The 23,065-nt window shown below is 42.9% G+C and carries 21 protein-coding genes; 20 read left to right on the top strand and 1 reads right to left on the bottom strand.

Annotation, left to right across the window (positions count from 1 at the left end):
- Window position 1 precedes the first annotated feature (1 nt).
- Window positions 2-523, bottom strand: a complete 522-nt coding sequence (locus K1I80_RS10500) for a TetR/AcrR family transcriptional regulator (RefSeq protein ID WP_002894195.1) — start codon at window positions 521-523, stop codon at window positions 2-4.
- 167 nt (window positions 524-690) lie between these two features.
- Here K1I80_RS10500 and K1I80_RS10495 point away from each other — a divergent pair, with 167 nt between their 5' ends.
- The 20 genes from K1I80_RS10495 to K1I80_RS10400 all read left to right on the top strand — a co-directional run bounded on the left by K1I80_RS10495 (window position 691) and on the right by K1I80_RS10400 (window position 23,059).
- Complete coding sequence (locus tag K1I80_RS10495; protein ID WP_223312453.1) at window positions 691-1,578, top strand: cation diffusion facilitator family transporter; 888 nt, start codon at window positions 691-693, stop codon at window positions 1,576-1,578.
- A 1,121-nt stretch (window positions 1,579-2,699) separates the two neighbouring features.
- On the top strand, window positions 2,700-4,382 hold the full coding sequence (locus K1I80_RS10490) for a GspE/PulE family protein (RefSeq protein ID WP_002894193.1): 1,683 nt from the start codon (window positions 2,700-2,702) through the stop codon (window positions 4,380-4,382).
- A 1-nt stretch (window position 4,383) separates the two neighbouring features.
- Complete coding sequence (locus tag K1I80_RS10485; RefSeq protein ID WP_223313900.1) at window positions 4,384-5,448, top strand: type IV pilus twitching motility protein PilT; 1,065 nt, start codon at window positions 4,384-4,386, stop codon at window positions 5,446-5,448.
- Window positions 5,449-5,451: 3 nt separating this feature from the next.
- The gene (locus K1I80_RS10480) at window positions 5,452-6,678 is read left to right on the top strand and encodes a type II secretion system F family protein (protein ID WP_002899358.1); all 1,227 of its coding nucleotides are present in this window, start codon (window positions 5,452-5,454) and stop codon (window positions 6,676-6,678) included.
- A 171-nt stretch (window positions 6,679-6,849) separates the two neighbouring features.
- Window positions 6,850-7,293, top strand: coding sequence for a prepilin-type N-terminal cleavage/methylation domain-containing protein (locus K1I80_RS10475; RefSeq protein ID WP_223313899.1), 444 nt, complete (start codon window positions 6,850-6,852; stop codon window positions 7,291-7,293).
- A 108-nt stretch (window positions 7,294-7,401) separates the two neighbouring features.
- Window positions 7,402-7,845 (top strand): prepilin-type N-terminal cleavage/methylation domain-containing protein, encoded by a 444-nt coding sequence (locus tag K1I80_RS10470; RefSeq protein ID WP_223313899.1) that lies wholly within the window; start codon window positions 7,402-7,404, stop codon window positions 7,843-7,845.
- 45 nt (window positions 7,846-7,890) lie between these two features.
- A complete protein-coding gene (locus K1I80_RS10465; RefSeq protein ID WP_223313981.1) occupies window positions 7,891-8,334 on the top strand; it encodes a prepilin-type N-terminal cleavage/methylation domain-containing protein in 444 nt (147 codons plus the stop codon).
- 122 nt (window positions 8,335-8,456) lie between these two features.
- Window positions 8,457-8,945 (top strand): hypothetical protein, encoded by a 489-nt coding sequence (locus K1I80_RS10460; RefSeq protein ID WP_049547789.1) that lies wholly within the window; start codon window positions 8,457-8,459, stop codon window positions 8,943-8,945.
- 28 nt (window positions 8,946-8,973) lie between these two features.
- The gene (locus K1I80_RS10455; protein WP_223313980.1) at window positions 8,974-10,278 is read left to right on the top strand and encodes a VWA domain-containing protein; all 1,305 of its coding nucleotides are present in this window, start codon (window positions 8,974-8,976) and stop codon (window positions 10,276-10,278) included.
- Between the two features lie 12 nt (window positions 10,279-10,290).
- The gene (locus K1I80_RS10450) at window positions 10,291-11,778 is read left to right on the top strand and encodes a type II secretion system protein (RefSeq protein ID WP_223313979.1); all 1,488 of its coding nucleotides are present in this window, start codon (window positions 10,291-10,293) and stop codon (window positions 11,776-11,778) included.
- A gap of 44 nt (window positions 11,779-11,822) precedes the next feature.
- Complete coding sequence (pilM, locus tag K1I80_RS10445; RefSeq protein ID WP_223313978.1) at window positions 11,823-13,235, top strand: pilus assembly protein PilM; 1,413 nt, start codon at window positions 11,823-11,825, stop codon at window positions 13,233-13,235.
- Window positions 13,235-13,816, top strand: a complete 582-nt coding sequence (locus K1I80_RS10440) for a PilN domain-containing protein (protein ID WP_002899352.1) — start codon at window positions 13,235-13,237, stop codon at window positions 13,814-13,816. Before pilM ends, K1I80_RS10440 begins: the two co-directional genes overlap by 1 nt.
- Window positions 13,800-15,386 carry a hypothetical protein gene (locus K1I80_RS10435; RefSeq protein ID WP_223313977.1) on the top strand — a complete coding sequence of 529 codons (1,587 nt, stop codon included), beginning with the start codon at window positions 13,800-13,802 and terminating at the stop codon, window positions 15,384-15,386. Before K1I80_RS10440 ends, K1I80_RS10435 begins: the two co-directional genes overlap by 17 nt.
- Window positions 15,387-15,674: 288 nt before the next feature.
- Window positions 15,675-17,387, top strand: a complete 1,713-nt coding sequence (locus K1I80_RS10430) for an SSA_2305 family type IV pilus system protein (RefSeq protein ID WP_263280781.1) — start codon at window positions 15,675-15,677, stop codon at window positions 17,385-17,387.
- Between the two features lie 55 nt (window positions 17,388-17,442).
- Window positions 17,443-18,528 (top strand): PRC-barrel domain-containing protein, encoded by a 1,086-nt coding sequence (locus tag K1I80_RS10425; protein WP_223313975.1) that lies wholly within the window; start codon window positions 17,443-17,445, stop codon window positions 18,526-18,528.
- Between the two features lie 7 nt (window positions 18,529-18,535).
- The gene (locus K1I80_RS10420; protein WP_125348691.1) at window positions 18,536-19,600 is read left to right on the top strand and encodes a VanW family protein; all 1,065 of its coding nucleotides are present in this window, start codon (window positions 18,536-18,538) and stop codon (window positions 19,598-19,600) included.
- The gene (locus tag K1I80_RS10415) at window positions 19,597-20,409 is read left to right on the top strand and encodes a prepilin peptidase (protein ID WP_223313974.1); all 813 of its coding nucleotides are present in this window, start codon (window positions 19,597-19,599) and stop codon (window positions 20,407-20,409) included. The genes K1I80_RS10420 and K1I80_RS10415 overlap by 4 nt, the downstream gene beginning before the upstream one ends.
- A 35-nt stretch (window positions 20,410-20,444) precedes the next feature.
- Window positions 20,445-21,044 (top strand): glucosaminidase domain-containing protein, encoded by a 600-nt coding sequence (locus K1I80_RS10410; RefSeq protein ID WP_125337751.1) that lies wholly within the window; start codon window positions 20,445-20,447, stop codon window positions 21,042-21,044.
- Window positions 21,045-21,205: 161 nt separating this feature from the next.
- The gene (locus K1I80_RS10405) at window positions 21,206-22,120 is read left to right on the top strand and encodes a hypothetical protein (RefSeq protein ID WP_223313973.1); all 915 of its coding nucleotides are present in this window, start codon (window positions 21,206-21,208) and stop codon (window positions 22,118-22,120) included.
- Window positions 22,121-22,168: 48 nt separating this feature from the next.
- Window positions 22,169-23,059, top strand: coding sequence for a hypothetical protein (locus K1I80_RS10400; RefSeq protein WP_223313972.1), 891 nt, complete (start codon window positions 22,169-22,171; stop codon window positions 23,057-23,059).
- Window positions 23,060-23,065: the final 6 nt, after the last annotated feature.

Below are 23,065 nucleotides of genomic sequence, written 5' to 3'. Positions count from 1 at the left end.
ATCAGTCCATCAAATCCAGAAAATACTGGCTGATAACTGTTTCTGGCAATGTTTTCTTCTGCTGGAGCCACCAGCTGACCGTCTCCACAAAGGTAGAAGTCACATAATTTCTCAGAAAAGGCTCTGGCAGCTGAGATTTTTTTCGCAGGAGCTGCTCCTGAATCATCGGAAAGAGATAGTTTTCCAGCTCAATCTTTAAGCGATTGGTGAAATAGATATTTTTCGAAAGCAGCAAGGTTGCAATCTTGTCCTGATTCTTTTGGAAATGCTTGAAAATATGGGCGGTTGCTTCAAAGAGATCCTTGCCGTCGTCGCGTTCAAGAAAGGTATGCTGAAAGAGATCTTGGCAAACCTCCTCTAGCAAGGCTTCCTTGGTATCGAAATGGGCATAAAAAGTCGACCGGCCAACGTCTGCCAGGTCGATGATTTCCTGCACGGTGATGCTTTCATAGCTTTTTTGATGCAGCAGGCTGATAAAAGCTTGGTAAATAGCTGCGCGTGATTTCTTGACTCGTCTGTCCATAGCGTTTCGGAACAAAAGAGCAGGATTGTTCAATAACAGACAAAGCCCCTCAATTGCTTCTTGTTTCCTTTCTGAGAATAAGGGATAATAAAGATGAAAAACTGAACAAGGTATTCCGTTTTGATTACATTATACTATAAATTTAGCCAAACTGAAAGGAGGCTACCGTGAAATCTAGTAAAAATATGACAATTGCTTTTCTGTTAAACTTTTCCTTTGCCATTCTTGAGTTTATCTTTGGCTTTATGTTCAATTCCAGCGCTGTACTAGCCGATGCCGTGCACGACACGGGAGATGCGATGGCCATCGGACTTTCCACCCTTTTTGAAAAAATTTCTAATAAAAAAGAAGACAAGAAATACACTCTGGGCTACAAGCGCTACAGCCTTTTGGGAGCCCTGCTGACCTCGGTCATCTTGCTAGTCGGCTCGACCTTGGTGATTATCGAGAATGTACCCAAGGTCTTTGCGCCTGAAAAGGTTAATTATGACGGCATGCTGGTGCTGGGTATCTTTGCCATTATAGTCAATCTAGCAGCCAGTAAGGTAGTCGGCCATGGTCATGGACACAGTCACAATGAGTCTATTCTCAGTCTCCATTTCTTAGAGGACATTCTGGGTTGGGTAGCTGTTATCCTAGTCTCCATCGTTCTGCGCTTTACTGACTGGTATTTTCTTGACCCACTGCTCTCCCTGCTTATTGCGGGCTTCATCCTCAGCAAGGCCCTGCCTAAGTTCTGGGAAAACATCAAGATTTTTCTGGATCACATCCCAAGCGATATTGATCTGAGCCAGCTTTATCAGGAAATTCTGTCGGTTGAAAACGTTCAGGCTATTACCCAGCTCAATGTCTGGACCACAGACGGTTTGGAAAAATTTGCCATGATCCATATCTGTCTTGAAAATCCAGATCTGCTGGCCGAGACCCAGACTACTCTGCGTCAAGAACTGCAAGCCTATGGCATCACCAAAATCACTATCCAGACGGATAGCAGCTTGGAAGAGCATGAAGAGTGGTGTTTAGGTGGAGAGGGCGATTTAAAACCTCATACTTAAATTGTACCACTGTAAACTATACCTCTGCAGTCCGATATTTCGGGCTGTTTTTTTGTTTCATAGTCTGATTACCATCTTTTAAGTAGTTCTATTTTTATGATTTTCTTCTTATTTAATTTCTCTATTTCTTTGTCTGAAAATTCTAGCTTTTTGATTTTGTGGTTTTTCTATAAAAAATAGACAAGCTGAGTACATTGTGCATTTTTAGATAGGTTTTACATCTAATAAAATGCAAATGCATTGACAATGCTTTTTCTTTAGCATATACTATTGGGTAGGAAGAAACAGGCAAAGCTTGCTAAGCCTTGTCCTGAAGCGCCTTTCCTAAGCATATCGACTACCGATTAGAAGAGGACAGATGCTGTCACACTGTCCATCTGAAGGTTGAAAAAGAAGCAGTAAAGGGGAAATTTCCTTAAAAAAATTTGCTTTTTTTTATCCTCGAAGTAAAAAAACGCTTTAAAAAAGTGTCAAAAAGCTTGATATAACAAGGTTTTGTCAAAATTAAACATTTTTTTAAATGCAGTCATTTTTTTCGAGGCAAACCTATTGACAAGTTGTCAATTATATCATATACTGTGATAGGTAAATGTTTTTTAAAGCAAATAAAGCTTTTGTTCCTAGCATTTCCTACCAAAATATGCATATCGGTAAAAAGAAAAGCCATAAGACAAGAATTCTTATCTTATGGCACTGGCTGCTTGATGATTCGGGTTAAACCAACTTCACACACACACGGTTTAACCTGCATCTAAAAGCATGAGAAATTTCGCAAGAGAACTTGCTTTGTATAGTATTTAAGAACGCAAGAACAAATGTTTTTGGCATCTGCTTTTTTGCGCCCCTTTTGACAAATCTAAAACGCCCTTGTCAATCCTAGGATTGGTTTAAGGACTGTTTACTAGGTTTATCAAATAGAGATACTGCTCAAAGCATCTAACTTAAAACATTAAGTTTGGTTCTATTGGTAAATTTTCCATGTACTAGCCTAACTTAAAAAGCTTAAAGAAACCTTAAAGGAAGCTTTAAGCGAGGGAGATTTTTTTAAGAAAGCTGTTATCTATTAACGCATAGAAAGAATTGAAGGATTTTTACAAAAAAATCACAGACAGGAGAAACAAATGGCACTAATCGCTATATTGGTTCAATTCAATCTGATAACGGCAGCTCAAAAAGAAGAAATTCTTCAAGATATGCCACAATCAAACATGCAGTTAGAGAGATATCTAATCAGCAAGGGCTATGTGACAGAAGAAGATATGCTGAAAGTCATGAGTTACTATTACCGTGTACCTCATGTCAATCTATCACAGTTTGTGATAGAAAAGGAAGCTGTCGAGAAGGTTTCAGAAAAAGTTGCTAAACGTCATGGATTGATTCCGATCTCTTTCACAGATGGGGAAGAGGGAGAAGAACCCAAGTTAGTAGTTGCGATGGCAGACCCAAGCAACTATATCGCCCTAGACGACGTTAAAATCGTTTCTAAGATGGCGGTAGAACCTTATGTAACTTTTCGGGATGATATTGAGAAGTATATTGATCAATACTATTCTAAAGGAGAAGAAGCCCAACAGGCAGCGACCGAAATCGAAGGTTTTAATGTGGATGAAGAGATCGTCGAAGAAGATCTCGAAATCAAAAACGCTCCGGTTGTACGTTTGATTGACTCGATTATCAGTCAGGCAATCAAGACGCGGACCAGCGATATCCATATTGAGCCCTTTGAAAAAGTTGTTCGTGTTCGTTTCCGGGTTGACGGGACTTTGGTGGAAAACATGCAGTTGAAAGCCAATGCTCACTCAGCCATTGCGACACGGATTAAGATCATGAGTGGTCTGGACATCGCTGAGCGGCGGATTCCTCAGGATGGACGGATTGAGACAACCATCGACGGCAAAGAAGTCGACATGCGGGTTTCAGTCTTGCCTACTGTATTCGGTGAAAAAATCGTTATTCGGATTTTGAGCCGGAATGCAACTCTCCTCAGTAAAGAGGAGCTGGGATTCTCGCCAACCAACCAGAAGCTCTTTGAAGATATTCTTAAGGCGCCAGAAGGCATTATTTTGCTGACTGGTCCTACAGGAAGCGGAAAGACAACCACTCTCTACACAGCACTCCGTGAGCTCAATGATGTAGGAAAAAATATCATCACCGTTGAAGATCCGGTTGAGTACCGATTGGAAGGGGTCAACCAAGTTCAGGTAAATAACAAAGCTGGACTGACCTTCGCGAGTGGTTTGAGAAGTATCTTGCGTCAGGACCCGGACATCGTTCTCTTGGGGGAAATTCGGGACGAAGAGACAGCTAGTATCGCGGTTCGGGCCGCTATCACTGGTCACGTTGTTCTCTCGACTATCCACACCAATGACACAGCTAGTACAGTCAACCGTTTGGTCGATATGGGCATCAAGCCTTATCTGGTCTCAACGGCGACTGTCGGTATTATCGCACAGCGCTTGATTAAGCGTATCTGTCCTAAGTGTAAGACTGAGTATACTGTAGAAACAAATGAACATGCAGGTATCGGTATTCACAAGGGAGACACCTTGTATCGCGGACGCGGCTGCAACTACTGCAGCGGTACGGGATACTATGGACGTATTGCCATCCACGAAATCATGGCGGTGACACGGGAGATTAAGTCACTAATTAATGATGGTGGAACAACAGCACAGCTTCGAGCAGAAGCTAAGAAAAATGGTATGCGAGACTTGGCGGAGGAGGCCATTGATATCGCAAAACAGGGGACTACAACGATTGAAGAAGCAATGAAGATTGCCTTCAGTCTAGAAGGGGAAGTTTAGGATGAATTTGGATGGGTTAATTAAGCAGGCGATTGAAGCGGGTGCATCAGATATCCACTTCACGGTTGGCGCTGAGCCAACCATGCGTCTGCACGGGAGGTTAACACAACTCAACAATACAATTTTGACCAACGAAGACACGGTTCGCTTCACCAAGCATATTTTAAATGAGAAGCAGATTGCTCATCTTTTAGAAGTCGGTGAAGTGGACTGTGCCTACGAGGTCGATAATGGTTATCGCTTGCGGGTCAATATCTTTAAGCAGAAAAACAACTGCGGGATTGCCTTGCGGGTCATTCCCAAGGATATTCCATCTATGGAATCTCTGGGATTGCCACCAGTTATCAAAAAGCTGGCTGAGAAACGCCGGGGGCTGATATTGGTTACCGGGCCAACAGGAAGCGGAAAGTCAACGACCCTGGCAACCATGATCAACTACATGAATAGCTTGCGGGACGAGCACATCATTACGATTGAAGATCCGATCGAGTACATGCACACGCATAATAAATGCTTGGTCAACCAGCGTGAGCTGGGAGCGGATACGCAGAGCTTCGGCAATGCTCTCCGCGGTGCCCTTCGTCAGGACCCGGATGTCATCCTAGTCGGTGAGATGCGGGATAAGGAAACGATTGAAATCGCCCTGCGTGCGGCGGAAACAGGTCACTTAGTCCTGTCAACCCTCCACACGGTCGGTGCCGTAAACACCATGGACCGGATTATCGACGTATTTCCAGCCGAGCAGCAGGAGCAAATCCGTGTACAGCTTTCAGCCGTTATGGAAGGGGTTGTATCGCAGCAGCTTATGCGTACAGCGACCGGCAAGGGTCGTGTGGCTGCCTTTGAAATCATGCTGGGAACACCCGCTATTCGCAACCTCATTCGCGAAGGGAAGACCCACCAATTGCTGACGCCAATCCAAACGGGGGCTCAGCTAGGCATGATTACCATGGATACTTCGCTCATGGGACTCTACCGTCGCAATGTCATCGACCAAAGAACGCTGCTGTCTTACTCAGTGGACCGCGCTCAAGTTGAAAAATCTCTAGGAATAGTGGGGTACTAGAGCATGACAGTATATGTATGTAAATACTTAGACACTCGGCAAGGGGTCGTCACACTAGAGGTGGATGCGCCTAACCGGACTGACGCCGTCAATCGGATCCGTCTCAAAGGTAAGCCAATCAGTGTCGAAGAAAAGGTCATGGGCTCTAAGGAAATCACCCTTTTCCAAAGTAAGAAGATCAAGCTCAAGGACATATCGCTCTTCTGTAAGCAGATGTCGGTTATGCTAAACTCGGGTATCCCACTCAACAATGCAGTAGATATCTTAGAGCAGCAGACAGATGCCAAAAACTTGAAGGCAAGTCTGAAGGTTATCAGTAAAGGCTTGAAAGAAGGGAATCAGCTGTCCAAGTCTCTAATCGAGCAAAATGGTCTCTTTCCCGACCTCTTAATCCGTATGGTACAGGCCGGCGAAAAGACTGGTAAGCTAGACGAGGTACTGGAAAGAATGTCTGAGCACTATAACAAAGAGCTCAAGACCAGTCGCCAGATTCGTGGGGCTATGATCTATCCAGCGGTCCTTGCCTTTCTGGCAGTAGCTGCCACCTTGGTCTTGCTCTATGTCGTTATCCCCAACTTCTCGGGAATCTTTGAACAGAGTGGTGTTGCCTTACCTTTGCCAACACGTATCGTCTTGGCAGCTAGTAACTTCGTCCAATCTTACTGGTATATCCTCTTTGGAGGGGTTGGGCTTCTAGTCTTCCTATTCCTGCGTTATCGCAGTACTGAGGCAGGCCGTTACCAGCTGGACCAGCTTAAGCTCAAGATGCCAGTCGTCAAAGGACCGATGCAGAAGATTGTCACTGCTCGTTTCGCCAGCACCTTGGCTACTCTTACCAGTGCGGGTATCCCTCTGGTAGAGGCTATTGATTCAGCTGCTGCAACGACTAATAACGCTGTTGTTATTGACAAGCTGAGAATCGCCAATGAAGGTCTGCAAAAAGGGGAACGCCTAACGGGTATGCTGACCTCGACAGGTCTCTTCCCGCCTATGATGCTCTCGATGGTAAAGATCGGTGAGGAGTCTGGGTCTTTGGAGTCCATGCTCAATAAAACATCGGATTTTTATGAAGAAGAGCTTGAAGCAGCTATCAAGCAATTGCTCTCACTCTTGGAACCAGCCATGATCATCGTCATGGGCGTCATCATCGGGGGAATCGTTGCCTCTGTTATGTTGCCAATGTTTGAAATTGCTAATGCTGTTCAACAGGGCGCTGAAGCAAATCAATAAAGATTATTTACAGAAAAAGTTAAGATTCGCAGAGTACTTGCTCTGCACAAAAAGTTAGGAAAACCGTTCGGATGCTGGGAGTTTGTGGGGTCTCCCAGCTAGGAACAAAACAAATGCCTCTGTGGGCGAATATAATAAAATATATGGAAAAGAAATAGGAGAACTATTCAAATGTTAAACAAATTGCAAAAGTTCCGTCAGGACTTAAAGAAAAAAGGTAAAGGATTTACCTTGGTTGAGTTGATTGTCGTAATCATCATCATCGCTGTTCTTGCAGCGGTAGCTATCCCAGCTATCACAGGGTTCCAAGACAGCGCGCGTAAGAGCCGTATCGAAACAGAACACCGTCAGCTGGTATCAGCTATTCAGTCTTACCTAGGCTCTCAGGTAGATCCTGAGAATGCTACGGCTCCAACACTGGATGATCTGAAGCCATATATCGCTAAGAACTCACAACAATCAGGCGATGTTGCGGATATCCTTGCCAAAGATGGAGCAAGCAATGGTCCAGCTCATGTAATCAACGGCAATCAGCTGGTTTCCACCTATACTCCAAAGGCTGGGGGAACTCCAAAGAAATGGACTTACGACTGGAAGACGAACAGCAGTAACTAATCGTAGAAATACATATCTCAAAGTCTAGTAAAACCCTGCCTTTGGGATTTCTATTAAAGATTCAATATCACTAAATTAAAAGAGAAAAAGAAATAGGAGAAGATTCAAATGTTAAACAAATTACAAAAATTCCGTCAGGACTTGAAGAAAAAAGGTAAAGGTTTTACCTTGGTCGAGCTGATTGTCGTCATCATCATCATCGCAGTTCTGGCAGCTGTAGCAATTCCAGCTATTACTGGTTTCCAAGACAGCGCGCGTAAGAGCCGTATCGAAACGGAACACCGTCAGCTGGTATCAGCTATTCAGTCTTACCTAGGCTCTCAGGTAGATCCTGAGAATGCTACGGCTCCAACACTGGATGATCTGAAGCCATATATCGCTAAGAACTCACAACAATCAGGCGATGTTGCGGATATCCTTGCCAAAGATGGAGCAAGCAATGGTCCAGCTCATGTAATCAACGGCAATCAGCTGGTTTCCACCTATACTCCAAAGGCTGGGGGAACTCCAAAGAAATGGACTTACGACTGGAAGACGAACAGCAGTAACTAATCGTAATTTGTCAGGTTGAAAAAGAAATAGGGAGAATACCGACGAATGCTAAAGAAACTGCAAAAATTCCGTCAGGATTCGAAGAAAAAAGGTAAAGGCTTTACCTTGGTTGAGTTGATTGTGGTGATTATCATCATCGCAGTTCTGGCAGCAGTTGCCATCCCCTCTCTCGTTTCCTTCCAAGATACTGCCCGTAAGGCACGTATCCAGTCGGAGCACCGTCAGCTGGTTCAGGCTGTACAGTCCTATATTGGCTCGCAAGTCGAACCAGAAACGGCTGATGTGCCAGATCTTGATGCGCTCAAGCCTTATATAGCCAAGGAATCTCAGGGTTCAGGAGAACTTTCTAAGACACTTGCAACAGATAATGGCAAGATCGCTCATGAGGTTAATAAGACGAGTCATAAGCTGATTTCGACTTATACGCCTGCTAGTGGCGGGAAGCCTATTACTTGGGAATTTGACTGGAGAACTAATAGCGCTAGCTAATAATAGCAATGAAAGAAAATCTCTATTCCGACTGCCAAGGCAGTCGGATATTACCAAAGTAGTTGTCATCATCTGACAACTACTTTGGTAATATCAAAAGATAAAATTAGGAGATATCATCCATGAAAGGAAAAAAAAGACAAGGCTCAACCCTGCCTATGGTCATTGTGGCTATTGTGCTGCTGGTGGCCATGCTGGGTATTATGGCTTCTATAGTAGATACGGGACAGATGCAAACCCAGCGTATGTATAGCTACCTTAAAGCCAAATATATAGCGACATCTGGCTCTCAGCTTGCTTGGGGGGCTTTAGGTGAGGGAGCGTCTTCTCCTCTCTATGCAGAGTTTGGCAGGCGGGCGCAAGATAAGGAAGGAAGAATCCCTAAAGATCCTATTATCTCTACCCATACCTTCAAAGATGGAGGTAAAGCTGAGATTGAGATGAATGGATCCTTTGAGGGTGATGACCGTAGCCCTAGAAATTATGTTATAACCATTAAATCAAAATCAACCTTGGCTAATAGTAAAGATTATTATGAGCATGTGGTAATCTTTAACTGGGAAACGCAAGGTATCCGTTCCGAAGAGGGACACTTAGTCTCGGCTAAATAGATGGATCAAAAAATTTAAATAGGAAAGAATGATGAAAAAAATACAAAAAGGTTTTACACTGACTGAAATCATTATTGCCATCATCCTTACAAGTATGGTGGGACTTCTGATAGGTCTTGTATTTAACACAATGTTTTCAGGCCGCAATATAATTGAGCGGGAAGCTAGTATCCAATCAGAAATGCGAACTTCTATGCAATATGTGGATCGCACCATTGGTAAGGCGACCTCTGTTTTCGTCCTTGACGAGAGCAAATATGGCAAGGATGTCAGAAAAACAGAGGGCTGGAATTATATAGGCTTATCACCTGATGGGAAGAAAGTTATAAATTATATTTGGAATAAGACAACTAAGCGTTGGGACGAGTCAGTGTTAGGAACTAATTCCCTCTATGATATGCAACTGGACTTAGAATTTAAGGCTGATGAATCATACCAAGATAATCGCTTGATTAACTACAATCTAACAGGTCAATATAAAAACTCTAAGAATAAACTATCCATCGATACAGCAATCTCAGCTCTTAATACCAAGCAGGTTATATCTAAAGTAGCCAAAGGTAAGAAAGGAGTTGCTCTTGCTTATCGGAACGATCCTATTGAAGGTCAGGTAAATACAGCTGTTTCTTTCGTTTTTGATACTTCTGGCTCTATGGCTTATGGCCTGTGGAATCAGAAATTGGAACCAACAGATAGTAGAACCCGGATGAATATTTTGAAGACCAAAGCAAATCTTTTGGTTGATGACCTCAAGGAAATAGGAAACGTTAGTGTTAATTTGGTTCGGTTTTCTGGTGATGCAAGTTATATTCAAGAAGATTTTGTAGAGCTAGATAAGGACACAGAGACAATTAAAACTAAGATTAAAGCCCTCCCTACAAGTTGGATTACTAACCCTGGAGATGGGCTTCGCTATGGCTTGGTAAGTCTTCAGAGAAATCCAGCCCAGCTAAAATATGTTGTCTTGCTGACAGATGGTATTCCAAATGCCTATACAGCCTCTCCTGACGGGATTGGGAAGTATGATCTGACAGCCAATTTCCCAACAAATGGTAAGCAAATTAAAGCTGATCAACCTGTTTCATTGACTACGGAATATGTGGGACAAGTGGCAAAGACCTTCGGCTCTGGTGTTAAGCGTATTAGTGTCATCGGCTTTTCAGGGAATGTAAAAGAAATAAAAGACGGACAAAAAATAGCTGATCAAATCAAAACAGTCGGAAAGGTAGACTCTACCTTTGTCATTGCGACTAATGAAGCTGCTTTGGAACAGACGTTTGCTGACATTAAAAAGCAAATTCAACAGGATCTTTGGTTTGTGTCTGGTCCGTAGAAAGGAAGAGCGATGAAAAAAATGCGAAGAACCAGAGGTTTTACTCTAGTTGAGGTTTTGATAGCCCTCGTTTTGATAGGGGTCATTGCAGCAGGATTATTGACTTTCTTTTCCAGTGGCTACCAGAATATTCTGGGCCAGCGGAATCAAAATGCTTTAAACTTTGACATTCAGGAGGATTTTGAAACCCGGCTAGCAAAAATTAAAAAAGATGGTGGAAGCGGCAACGATGTTGAAACATTTACCTATCGAATAGGTAAAAACGGTCGGAGTAACAGCGTTAGCGTCAAGGGAACGACCCTGTCTTATAAAGATAATAAAGTCAAGAATATCCATCTCTTTGCCGCAAATAAAAAGGAAATACCCTTGGATATTCCAGAGGATTTGGTCGTTTCGTTAAAGGATACAAGTCGTTATTATTATTATGCTGGTGAGACTGGTCCGGCAGGTCAAGCAGGATTCAAAGACAATAAACAGTCTACAAAGGCCAAGATTCATACCAGTTCTGCTTGGTTTCTCAGCGAGTCCAGTATTAATTTTAATAATAGTAAGATTGTTCCAGTAGGAACGTTGGGGACTAATATAGAAAATACTGCTTTTGGTATAGTATTACCTAAGCTACCAGATGATTTTCGACAAATAAGCAGTAACGAGAAACCGATTGCTATCACAGATGAAATGCGCGGACGTTATCTAACCTTTGCAGCGAGAGGAATTAACTCATTTGGACGTGTAGGAAAATACCAAGAAGGTCCACAGAGAATTTGGGTTATGGGGCTTCCCAATCAAGGAATGAGACTAAATCTAGTACTTCATACAGATGCTGATTTAGCCTTGATGCGGAACTCTGATAACACAATTTCAGCGATACCAGCTGATGGGGTAGCGCATAGTAATACTGTTGTGGCAAACTATGCGGAGACTAAAAAGAATGGAGTTTATGGAGCTGTTATTCCTGTTATCAACTATAAGGAACCAGCTATCAATCAGACCAGACAGCTAATCGCTCTTAACGACTCCAAAATTCAGTTTAGTAATCACGATTTCAATAAGGGTTATACGACCTCGATTTTAATTGGCAATCGTCAGCAGACAGGCTCGCTGTTAACTTATAAGTTAGATAATTCCTTGAACTGGACAGTTAGCTTGGAAGCTAATGGTAAAATTGCTATCGAGACAGTTGATAACACTAATGCTAATAATGGTGGTCGACAATATGCAAATGTTGTACTAGATTATACAAAGGACAATTCGATTCAGGTTCGCGCCTCTGTGACAAACAAGATTTTAAAACTTGAAGTCTTCGTCAATGGTGCTTTAGCTCATACACACGAACTCTTCATGGAGCGTAATGGTGTGACTCATGATATTAGGAGAAGTCAGATTATATTTGGCGGAAAAACTTTTATAAATGAGTTTGCTGTCTATAACAAGAAGTTGACAGACAGCGAAATTAATATTCTTGCTGAGTATTTCAGTGATAAATACAGAGCGAAATAATTAGGGAAATAGTTTTTAGGAAAAATAAGGGAGATTAGGAGATTATGGCAAAAAATATGTTTTCGTCCAAGGGGCGCAGAAGAGCTTTGGACGAAGAAGATAATGAGAAAAAAGGCTCATTTTTAGGAAAATTAAATAAACCGCTCTTCTCATCAAAAGGGAAACATAAAGAACACTTATCTATTCAAGGAGTTCAGATCAAGTCAGATCGTCAAGAAGACTTTGACGATGAGGAAAAGTCAACAGCAAAAGGGAGCTTCTTAACCAAGCTCAACAAGCCGCTCTTTTCTAAGAATAGTGACAGTGATGATATGCCTGCTAAGTCTGGTAATCGTTCGCTTTTTGCTAAGAAAGGCAGTGGTGCGGCGAGCCAACCGGTCACTAGAATGCATGCGCCTTACACTATGTTTGGTAAACCAATCAAGGGTAATCTGATGGCCATTGACTTCACTGACGAATCAGTCTATCTGGTTGTTGCTAGACAGAAGCGCAATGAGTTGGAGATTATCAAGATGGCCTCTGCCAATCTGCCAGAAGGTGTTGTATTGAATAGTGAGATTATCGACCCGATTACTCTCAAAAATATTATCAGCGACCTGATGGAGCAGCATGCGATCACTGCTAAGTACGCTTTCTTTGCTCTGGGCAATACCAATATCATCGCCCGTTCGGTTGATGTGGCAGCTAGTGTGCAGAATGATGAGGATATTGAGGGCTTGGTATCTTACGAGCTCCAGCAATATCTGGATATTGATCCGACTTCTTATGTTATTCAATTCCAAGAGCAGGAGTCTAATTCAGCTTTTCCGCTTGATGAAGATACTCGCTCACTCATGGTCTATGCTGTGCCAAAAGGCGTGGTAGAGCAATATCTGGGCTTAGCTAATAATCTGAAGCTGACACCTTATGTCTTTGACCTTCAGTCTAATACCTTTGAAAAATGGCTGGAACGCGTTCAGGCGGTTAACAATCGTGCCAAGAAGCTAACCAAGGAAAATGTCGGCATGGTACATCTGAGCAAGAGCTTCATTGGTGTCTATCTCTACTCAGAAGGCAAGTTTGTGACCAGCAACTATCTCAACCGTGGTTACAAGGACATCCTGAGCTATGCAGACGATGCTAGTCTTTTGCAGAAGCTTCCAGCAGTGGCTTCAGATGATCTGGATACAGGTCTCTTGAAGCGGGCCTTGGATGAGTGGGTGGCTGATGCTAAGAACCACATTCTCAATACTGAAAACTTCTTCAGCGGATCAACTGGTCTCAACATTGACAGTTTCTACGTCTTTGGTGACCAGGACATCTGCTGGCAGTTGGCAACTATTCTGAAGCAGAGCATGAATCGGGAATTCATCTCAATTGATAACGTAGATTATGAGAATGTACTGTGGGAAGGTTCTGCCGAGTTTAATGCGGAGTTCATTCCAGCTACAGCCATGTTGATTAGGAGAGCAAACTAATGCGGAGAGATTTAAACTACTTTTCAAAATATCATGTGGCACCGGCTAAAACCAGTCCACTAAAACTTGCTGCTATTTCCGCTTTTGCTGGGATTGCAGCGATTATGATTGTGCTGATTGGCTTCTTCCAGTTTAGCGCTATGCACCTCCAAGGTGAGATTGACCGAGCGGAGCAGACGCTCAAGAGTCCAGAGATGGCTCAAGAGCTGAAGGCAGTCTCTGAGACTGAAGATAAGATTGTTACGGTCAAGAATGACGAACTTCTCTTTACCAGCCTGGAAGGCGACTTCCGCCGCCTGCACCGAGTAAACAAAGCCTTTATGGACTTCCTTAATAAAAACGTGACACGGAACCTGGTCTTTGACGATATCAAGATTAATAACGACAATGTAGAAATCAATGGTTCGTCTCAAGAGCATCTTTCTATCGCTAAGTTTGAGGAAGAGCTTCGTAAGTCTGAGAAGTTTAACCATATTTTTGTGGATAACATTACTCGCGAGGAAAAGGATAACAATACAGTGTACAAGTTTAACATTAAAATTTTGACGAAGGATGTAGATTTCAATGAAGAGCAAAAATGAGAAAGAAAAGAAAAAAATCCTGAGTAATTTAAATGAGCGTGACAAGAAATTGTTGGCCTGTGTCGGAGGAGTAGCGGTCCTTGCTGGTGGAGGGTATCTGGTAACAAATTCTTATACACGGATGGCGCAGTTAGCTGAAGAGCATGCAACTATCTCGACAGAGTTGGAAGGTAAGAATGCCAAGATTAGTCAGAGGAAGTCTCTTACCAAGCAGCTCCAAACTTTGAATGCTAAGACTCTGGATCAGGCTAAGAAATACTATGGTACGACCAATCAAGGGGAGTTCATCTTCTTGATTGACAAGTTGGTCAACGAAAGCGGTATTAAATTCAAGTCTGTCAACTACACTGAGAGCACAGAGTTGGAACTCCAGCAGGAGGGATTGGCTGCGACTTCGTCCAAGGGGCAAAACTCCAACTCTTCTGGTACGACTGGCAGTTCAAGCTCGAGTGAGACGTCTTCTTCATCCAGTACGACCTCTAGCTCGTCTGGTACATCGTCCTCATCGTCAACAAGCAGCAGCTCTTCATCAGACGCGAATACTGCAACAACAACTGCAGCTAACACAGCGACACCAGGGAACGGAACGACCAATAATACGAACATCACGCAGATGACAGCGGACATTGAGTTCGAAGGAACTTATACACAGGTTCTGAAATTGTTGGAATTGATTGATGGCAATCAACAAAAAATCGTTTCCAGCGAGCTGGAATTGGGTGGAAAGAAAAGCCTGTCTAGCACGGAGGAAAACAAAAACCCTGATCTGACCAGCGGTAAAATCAAGCTGCGTTTCTATCAGGTTAAAGACGTTGAGCGCTATGTGACTCTGGAGAGCAATGTCGATAAGACACCGATTCAGTTTGCTAACTGGCAGTCTCCATTTGCCATTCCGACTTGGCAGGCAGGCTCTATATCTGTAACGACAGCAGGTGGCGGCACAGATGCAACTGGCAATAAGGGCAGTTTGGGGGCCGCAACAACCAATACAACTAGCAGCGCGAATGCTAACAGCAGTACCAATCTGGCTCCGTCTTATCTGGAGCAGCTTAGCACTCAGTCTAGTCGGAATGATGGTCTGTCAGCTTATTACAATTCATCAACTATCTACCGCTTCGAATCACCACTGAAGCTGACTCAATCAGGCGGCAGCAATCAGTACGATGTGACAGTTGACAATACGGACTTCCTTGAGGGTTCAGGTTCCAACGTGGTTAAGATTCCAGCAACAAAATCATCTACCATGTATGAAATGGAATTTGCAGCACCGTATGTATCCTTGAACAATAAGCCGGATGCTATCAGCTTCTCCCTGTCTCTGTCTAATCAATGGCAGGGTAAGATTGGCTTGATTGTCAAGAATGCCAGCGGTCAGAAGATTTATCTTCACGTCATTCGTCCTAACAGCTGGACTGGATGGCGCGAAGTTAGCTTCGATCCTGAAAACATTCCAGGATTCAGCTATCCAATGACTATTGTGGGTTACTACTTTGAAACTCCGAGCGGAGAAAGCCCTGAAACGACTATGAAGCTGGATAACCTATCTGTGAATAACTTGGTAGTTAGCTAAAACACTTTGAAAAAATACCAAATAAGTCTCTGGTTTAAAATTTCAAGAGCATGAGTAAATTTTTCTTAAAAAAATGCTAAAAACCAAGTTATTAGACTAGTATTCACGGTGCATTTATAGTAAACTAAAACATAGAGATATTTGAAGTATAATACAAGCAAACTCAGAATAGACGCCCGAGTCTATTTTGGGTTTTAATGGAGTTTATGGAAAAACAAAATCAAGACTGGTTTTGCATTGAAAAAGTTTAATATCATTTAGAAAGTGGGGGGTGTCGAAAATATTCAAATGGCATATTTTTTACCTTTTGGAGCAGGGCTTATAGCGCTGCATACGATTAGCATTTTATTTGTTTCTAGGATTTCATTAATAAAGCGCCTTTTTCTCGTAGTATGGGTCATGCTATTTGCGATTGGTGCTCCATTCCTCTTTCAACAAGTTCCCGGCATAGCCTTTGTTGGACTCTGTGTTTTGGCCTTGGCTGTCTATATGGTGCTGCTCTTTTCACAGGAGCTAGCTCCGGTCAAGAAAAAAGCAACTGCTTCTACGCGAAGCAGAAGCCAGAAGCATGCCAAGAGCTCACGCAAGAAAGTGGAAGCTAAGGAAGCAAGCTTGTCAACCGCTAGAGATTTGAACTTTTCCAATGCTTCAACCGGTGGGATGAGAAAGGAAAGTAAAGAAAGGGTTCAGGCTGAGGAAAGTCCGGCAAGGCAGAGAGCATCTGCTTCTGGTCGCACCCTAGCAGACCGTTCTATCAAAAAGGATATGACAAGATTTGAGAAAGTAAAACCTCTCTACCCTGTTGATAACTTGGCTACAGCTCCTGCATTTGGAGAGTACGAGCCAAACAGTCAGCTAGCGGCAGCTGAGGTCGGTATGATGGGTATGGACCACAGCGCACAAAAGGCCAATGATGAATTTTTGCAGTCCCTGCTTCATCACCGCAAGGGTTCTACTAAGATTAAGGTGGCCAACTCTCTGATTCAGCCTACGGAAGCAAATGCAGCCGGCAATCAAGGCTATACAGATATAGATGATCCAGCCTTTGAGACAGCTGTTCTATCTAAGATTAGACCGATGTCCTATACGGAGTCTAGCTATGGCAACTTCAGACCGCAAGCAGTTGAGGTAACAGGTGTTGTTTCTCAAGATGAAGAAGAATTCTTCACTGACCAAGAACAAGCTCAGCAGCCAGTGGCAGAAGAAGTAGGCAATAGCCTTGAAGATGTTTTTGCTGCTACGGGAGATATCAAACCAGTTAGAGCAGAAGAGTCGAGAGCAGCAAACAGCTTAGAATCTCTCTTCTTTGCTGAGGAGAAAGCCGAGCCACAAGTTAAGATGGATTCAGCCTTCAGTCAAGCTGCTTCAGAGCCAGAATTTTCTGCTACTGAAGAGTCTATGGTTAGTCGTGATCGCGCTGATATTCAGGGATATCAAGACATTCTCAGCCAAATTCAGCATGATTTGCTTGGGACTGAAGAGGAAGATTTGACTGCTGAAGTCGCAGAAACTTGGGAGGAAGAAAGCAACTTCGAACCTGCAGCTGAAACGTTTGAATTTGAAGAAGCTGCTGAACCAGCAGTTGTTCAATCAGTTTCTGAAGACACTCTTTGGACACAGGCTGAGCCTGTTCAAGAAGCAGTTGCAGATGAAACAGAAGAAGACTTGCTCAAGGGAATTACAGACATCCTCAAAGCTGAGGAGGTACAAATCAAGGCTTCTTCAGTCGCTCCAGCTGCAGATGAGACTGAAGAAGATTTGCTTCAGAAAATCACTGACATCCTCAAAGCTGAGGAAGCAGCGGAAGCAAGACCAGCTACAACAACTGCGGGAGATAAAGAAGTCTATTTCCAATTCCTTCTACTGGAAAGTCAGGAATTATTGGCTTCTAATGCAGTTCAAGAAGCTGAGAGCTACCTGAAAGAGATTGTCCAAGGCAGCTCAGATCAGAATCTTCGTCAAGAAGCGTTCAACATGCTGGACAAAATCGGGAAAAATTAATACTATATAAACATACAATTGATAGTAATCAATTAGAAGGGTTTTAGGGGAAATTATGAAAAGTTGTAAAACAATCACAGGGACCGTTGTCATTGAGATTGAAAAAGGGATGGGACTGGGTGAAGTCCATGAAGTCTTTGTTGACGAGGGGGTCAATCTGACTTTTGTCATTAAGTCAAAGCAGTCTGAACAGCCTTTTGCCTTGCTGTCTAGCAAGAACATCCAAGGCATCGGAGATTTTGCGGTCATGGTAGAAAACAGCTCAGTCTTTCAAGAACTGCAAGAAGCAGACCTGAAGGTTTTGAACGACAAGCAGGGCAGTATCTTTGACGAAATCGTCATTACAATTGATGGAAACAAGGTGGGAACTGTTGTTGACTATCATATTGACGAAAAAAATGAAATTGGCTACTTGGTGGTTAATTCTGAAGATGCCAGCGAGGAAATTCAGATTCCTAAATCACGCATCTTGATGATTGGTAAAGAGTATATCATCCTCAATGATGAAAAAAAGACAGCTCCTCATCTTGAAGCAGATGTAGAGATGGGCCGTCTGGCTGCAGCAGATTTGCTCCATGAGACTGAAGCTGCAAAACCTGCTGAAAAAATTGAGGAAGTAGTCGCTGAAGCTCCTGTATTCGAGCCAGTTGTAGATGAAAAAGCAGATGTAAAAGAAGAAGCTGCGACAGATTTGACAGAAGCTTTGGCTGCTGTGGGTCTGGGAGATGCTGCTTCTGAATTGGAATTTTCTGAAGCAGTCGTAGAGACAGTAGAAGAGCCAGAAGTCCAAGACTTGGTACAAGAAGAGTCAGAACCTGCTGAAGAAGTTGAAGAAACAGATGCAGCTCTGAGTCTGGATGCTGCTTTGGAAGAAGTATTGGCAGCTCCTGCTGAGGAAGTAGAATCAACAGTTAGCACAGCGCCAGTTGCTGAGGAAGACTCTGCAGCAAAGAAAGCTGTTAACGACTTTATCGATCAGCAAAAACGTCTTCTGGTAGGCAAAACACTGCAAAAAGACCTTGTTAATGCAGATGGAGGAGTTATCCTGAATGCCGGAGATACTGTTTCAGATGACATCATTGATTTTCTTCGCCGCATCGACCGTAAATTCCTTATCCGCTTAGCTGAATGCGTAGTATAAGGTTGGGATGAGATTCATGTCAAGAAGAAAAAGAAAGGTTTCATCAAAATATCAAAAACTACTTCCAGCAGCGACACTTGCTGCCTTTCTGCTGGGTAGTTTATTTTATGTCATTTTTGTCTTTAATCCAACGATTGACCTGAGTATCAATGGCCGCCCCTCTATGAAGGTTCGCTCTCGGAGCGAAGCTGAGATTGAAGTTTACAGAGAACTGCCCTATAAGGCTACATTTCAGCTGACTACGGGGCAACACTTCTCTGTAGATATGCGCTTTTTAGGACTGAGCTATTTCACAGAAGAAGAGCTTAAGCGACTGGATAATATCTCAGCCAAGACGGTTTGGGATAAGTTTACACCGTTTTTCGATACCAAGGAAAACCTACAGATTTCCATCTATCCCAATCGACTCTTTTGGCTTAGACCTTTAAACGATGTCTTAGCTGCCCATCCTGATGTTCTCAGTCAGCTTCCAACGACCAATCATCTGGTCATGGACGGCGAGTCTAACGTAAAGGTGGGAGACAAGTCTAATGGCTATAAGATTGACCCTGCTGCTTTTATCCAAGCATCTGAGGAGATTGCCAAGACTGGTAAATTTGATGATGTCAAGGTTGAGAGCACGCCTGTCGAAGCAGAAGATCAGAGTGAACTTCTGAGTCAATATACGCACTTTATTGAGCGTAAGGAAGTACCACTGCCGACCAACGCTGCCCAAGCTCAAAACATGAAAACAGCCTTTTACAAGCTGCAGAATGTTTACTTGGCTCCTGGTGAGACCAAGTCTATCTCAGAATTGCTGGGCGCTTTGAATGCAGAGTCTGGATATCTGCCAGTCAAGGGTAAGGATAATAAAGAAGTTTACGGTCAGGGTGCTGAGCAGATTATAGATGCCATTCAGCAACTCGCCTTTTCACGGACCAATGTTATTTCTTATCGAGGACAGTATTTCAACATTGGAACGCCGGCTGAAGGTTTGACCGAATTGACCATTCAAAATAATACAGAAACAGATATGGTATTTTCATTAAGTTTGGAGGAGGGGCAAGTATCCATCATTCTGGCATCTAAGTGATACTCAAGGGAAGTCGAAGTTTGACATTGTCAGCTGAGACTTTCAAAGAGCATAAAAAGGGAAAAATTATGATTGCAAGTTTAGTATTTATATTAGGTGTCGTATTTGGGAGCTTTTTCAATGTCGTCATCTACCGTGTGCCACTGGAAAAGAGCATTGCCAAAGGTCGGTCTATGTGCCCGTCCTGCGGCCATGTCTTGACTTCGGTGGAGCTGATTCCGGTTGTGTCGATTATCATGCAGGGCTTTAAATGCAAGCACTGCAAGGAGCCGATTTCACCGCGCTATCTCATTGTGGAGCTCCTGACGGGTCTGCTCTGGCTAGCCTCTTATCTGATCTTTCAGGATCAGGGACCCTGGATGGTTGTTTCAGCCTGTCTCTTGGTGTCGCTTTGTCTGATTATCGCTTATATCGATTTTGATACTCAGTACATCTCGGACTCGGTTCTTCTGGTTTTCTGGCTGGGCCGCATGGCTGTTACGTTTTTTACCAATGAGTTCAATTGGGAACTGCTTTTTTCGCTGCTAGTCGGCGCTGGTCTCTACTCTCTCATTTATTTTGGGGCCAAGGCTTATTACAAGAAAGAAGCTTTCGGGATGGGGGATATTCTCTACTTAGCTGCCCTGAGCAGTTGGTTTAGCCCCTTGAATACGCTGATTTTGGGATATGGTTCTTTCTTTGTGGCTGGAGCGATTCTCTTAATCGCAACCATCTTTAAGAAATTCAAATTTGAGTTGAAAGAAGAAGTCCCTTTTGGTCCTGCTATGAGTATCATGGCGGTCATTCTATATTTCTGGGGAGGAATCTAGGAAAACCAAAAGCGACAATAGAAATGGATAAAAAAATGTTTAGGAAGAAAAAAGTTATTATAGCATTAGCGACAGCTACTGTCTTTTCAGGCAGTGTGTTGCCTGTCAGCCGTCTAGCGGCAAATGAAAAGGCCAGTTTGGATCCGTCTTTAGTGCAGGTGTCAGATCAGTTTCAGGCCAAGAAGACAGGAGCAGTCGTCTTTTCAGAAGATGTAACAGTGCCAAGCACAGTGTCAGCCGATTTCATTGATAGTCGTCTGGCTGGCACACCGATGGCTGGATTGGGAAAAGCTTTCAAAAAAGCAGAGAAAGATCATGGAGTTAATGCAATTTTTCTCGTAGGGCTGGCTATTCACGAATCGGATTACGGCCGCAGTCAGATTGCTCAAGCCAAGCACAACCTGTTTGGTTTCATGGCTTATGACTCCAGTCCTTTTTCCAGTGCAGGAAATTTCGCAACATTTGACGATGGTATAGATACCGTTGCCCGCTATCTCAGCGAGCACTATCTCAAGCCTGGCGGTCAGTTCTACAATGGTAAGAGCATGGCTGCTATCAATGTAAGATACGCATCTGACAAAACTTGGTCAAGCAAGATTATGATTCGTATTCGAAATTTTTTGAAAAAAGGTTAAGGTGGCTGGGACAATCGTGTCTCAGCTTGCTTTATTATAGAAAGAATTTCTTTTGGTGAGGCGACTGATGGGGTTTTTCTTGTTCTATGGGGCTCTAAAAATTCCTAATCATCCTCTTCAGGACTAAAAAATAAAAACTTGCTTCTGCGACATCGTCTTTTATGGCGAAAAATGACTTAATTAGGGGATTTATGAAAAGAAAGTTTGATGTAAGCGATGTTTTAAAGGAAGCCTGGGGACTGACTGTTGATTACTTTTTTGTATGGACAGCAGGGCTTGCTATCATTCAACTGCCATTTTTTATTCTGGGGCTGTTAATTCTATTTTTTTCTCCATTGACTTCTACATTTCTTCCAAGTATGATTTTCTTTGGGTTTCTATGTTCTTTTGTGATTTCTTATATCCATAAGTTTTCCTTGACCATGGTTCGTAATCCGCAGATGGTGCGGCGAAACTTCTGGAGGGCTGTTGGCTACAGTATTTCTGATGGCTTTTTTGGGCGTTTGCTTTCTATGTCTATTTATGTCTTCATCTTTTTCTTGGCTATATTACTTCTTTTTGTATACTTTTATAATGTCTTGATGCCAGATGCAAATTTTCGAGAGAATATGGGAACTTGGATGATTTGGGTTGCAAATAACCAAGAGAAGATGGCTAGTATGCTCTTCCTGCTTTTTTTGATAGCACCAATGTTTAACTTGGTATTCCATTTGTTTTACAGTTATTTTATAGTCTCTCACTTCTTCTTATTGCCTTATATTATTCAAGATACCAACTCCTCTGATAACCTTTTGCGTCCTCTGTCTGCCTTTGGTAGCTTGGGCAAGTCTTTTTCTCGTATGAATGGTCAGAGGGGGCGTTACTTACTGGTAGAGCTTGTTTTAAAGCTTATTCCTGTAGTATTGGGTCTAATAGAAGTTTTGAGTTTACTTTTTGGCGATGGCGTGTCTAATGTTGTGGGAATGATTGTTAGTATGATAAATGGCTTTTTGCTGATTTATGCCTTGGCAGCCCGTTCGGTTATGGCCGACATCCTGATGTCTTATGATCGGGAAATAGTTAATTTTGGAGATTAATATTTATGAAAAAATTAGAAAGGGTTTTAGGATTTAGGATAATGAACGATGAATGATGTAAAAGTAACAAGGGTTTTCAGAGAAGCTTGGGTTTTTGTTACAGAATATTATTTTGTTTGGCTGAAAGGCCTTTTGCTGGTCGGAATCCCGCTTGCAACACTGGCTTGGTTTCTTTTTCCGCTGGTGTCGAGTTGGTCTTACCGGTCCATTTTAGTCTTGACCTGTTTGGCTTTTATAATTGCCTTCGGTTTTGCTTACGTCAATAAATTTGCCTTGACAGTGATACGAAATCCGCAGATGGTCAAGCTCTATTTTGGCTATGCAGTTTGGTACAGTATCTCAGATGGCTTGCTTACTCGCCTCTTTTATTCCTTCATTGTCAGTGCCGTCCAGGTTCTGATTCTATACATGGGTTGGTCGGCAATTGGCATCAATCTTGGGGTGGCTAGTCTCTTTGCCTTTTATCGGAGGGCAGTAAGTCCAGAGGCCATTGTGATTTTCCAGTTTCTTTTTCCTTTCTTGTTCATGGTTTTTTACCTGCTCTTCACTTATCTGGTTGATTCGCACTTCTTTTTGCTGTCTTATATCATTCAGGATACTAGCTCCAGGGACAATCTGGCCAAGCCGCTTTCTTTTTATGGTTGTCTGAGAAAGTCAGTCCTGCTGATGAAGGAGCGCAGGGGTCGTTATGTTCTGCTCAGCTTTTTTCTAGCTTCTTTTGGTGGGCTGATTGGGCTGGGCACTCATCTCCTGATGGATCTGATAAGGCAGTATATTGGTCCCTTGCTGGGGGAACTGGATGATTTACTTGGCCTGATTCAGATGATTCCTGTCCTAGTTTTCAGTAGCTTTTACTGTGTATTTGTTCTGGTTGTTCGGACAGTTTTTGCCGATACTCTGATGGAAAATGATACAGAAGTGGTGGATTTTGGTGATTAAGTCAAA

Source organism: Streptococcus sanguinis (assembly GCF_019929225.1).
In the GTDB taxonomy this organism is placed as follows: Bacteria; Bacillota; Bacilli; order Lactobacillales; family Streptococcaceae; genus Streptococcus; species Streptococcus sanguinis_J.
The sequence above is the reverse complement of the archived record's forward strand: the minus strand, read 5'-3'. Positions and strand labels throughout refer to the sequence as shown.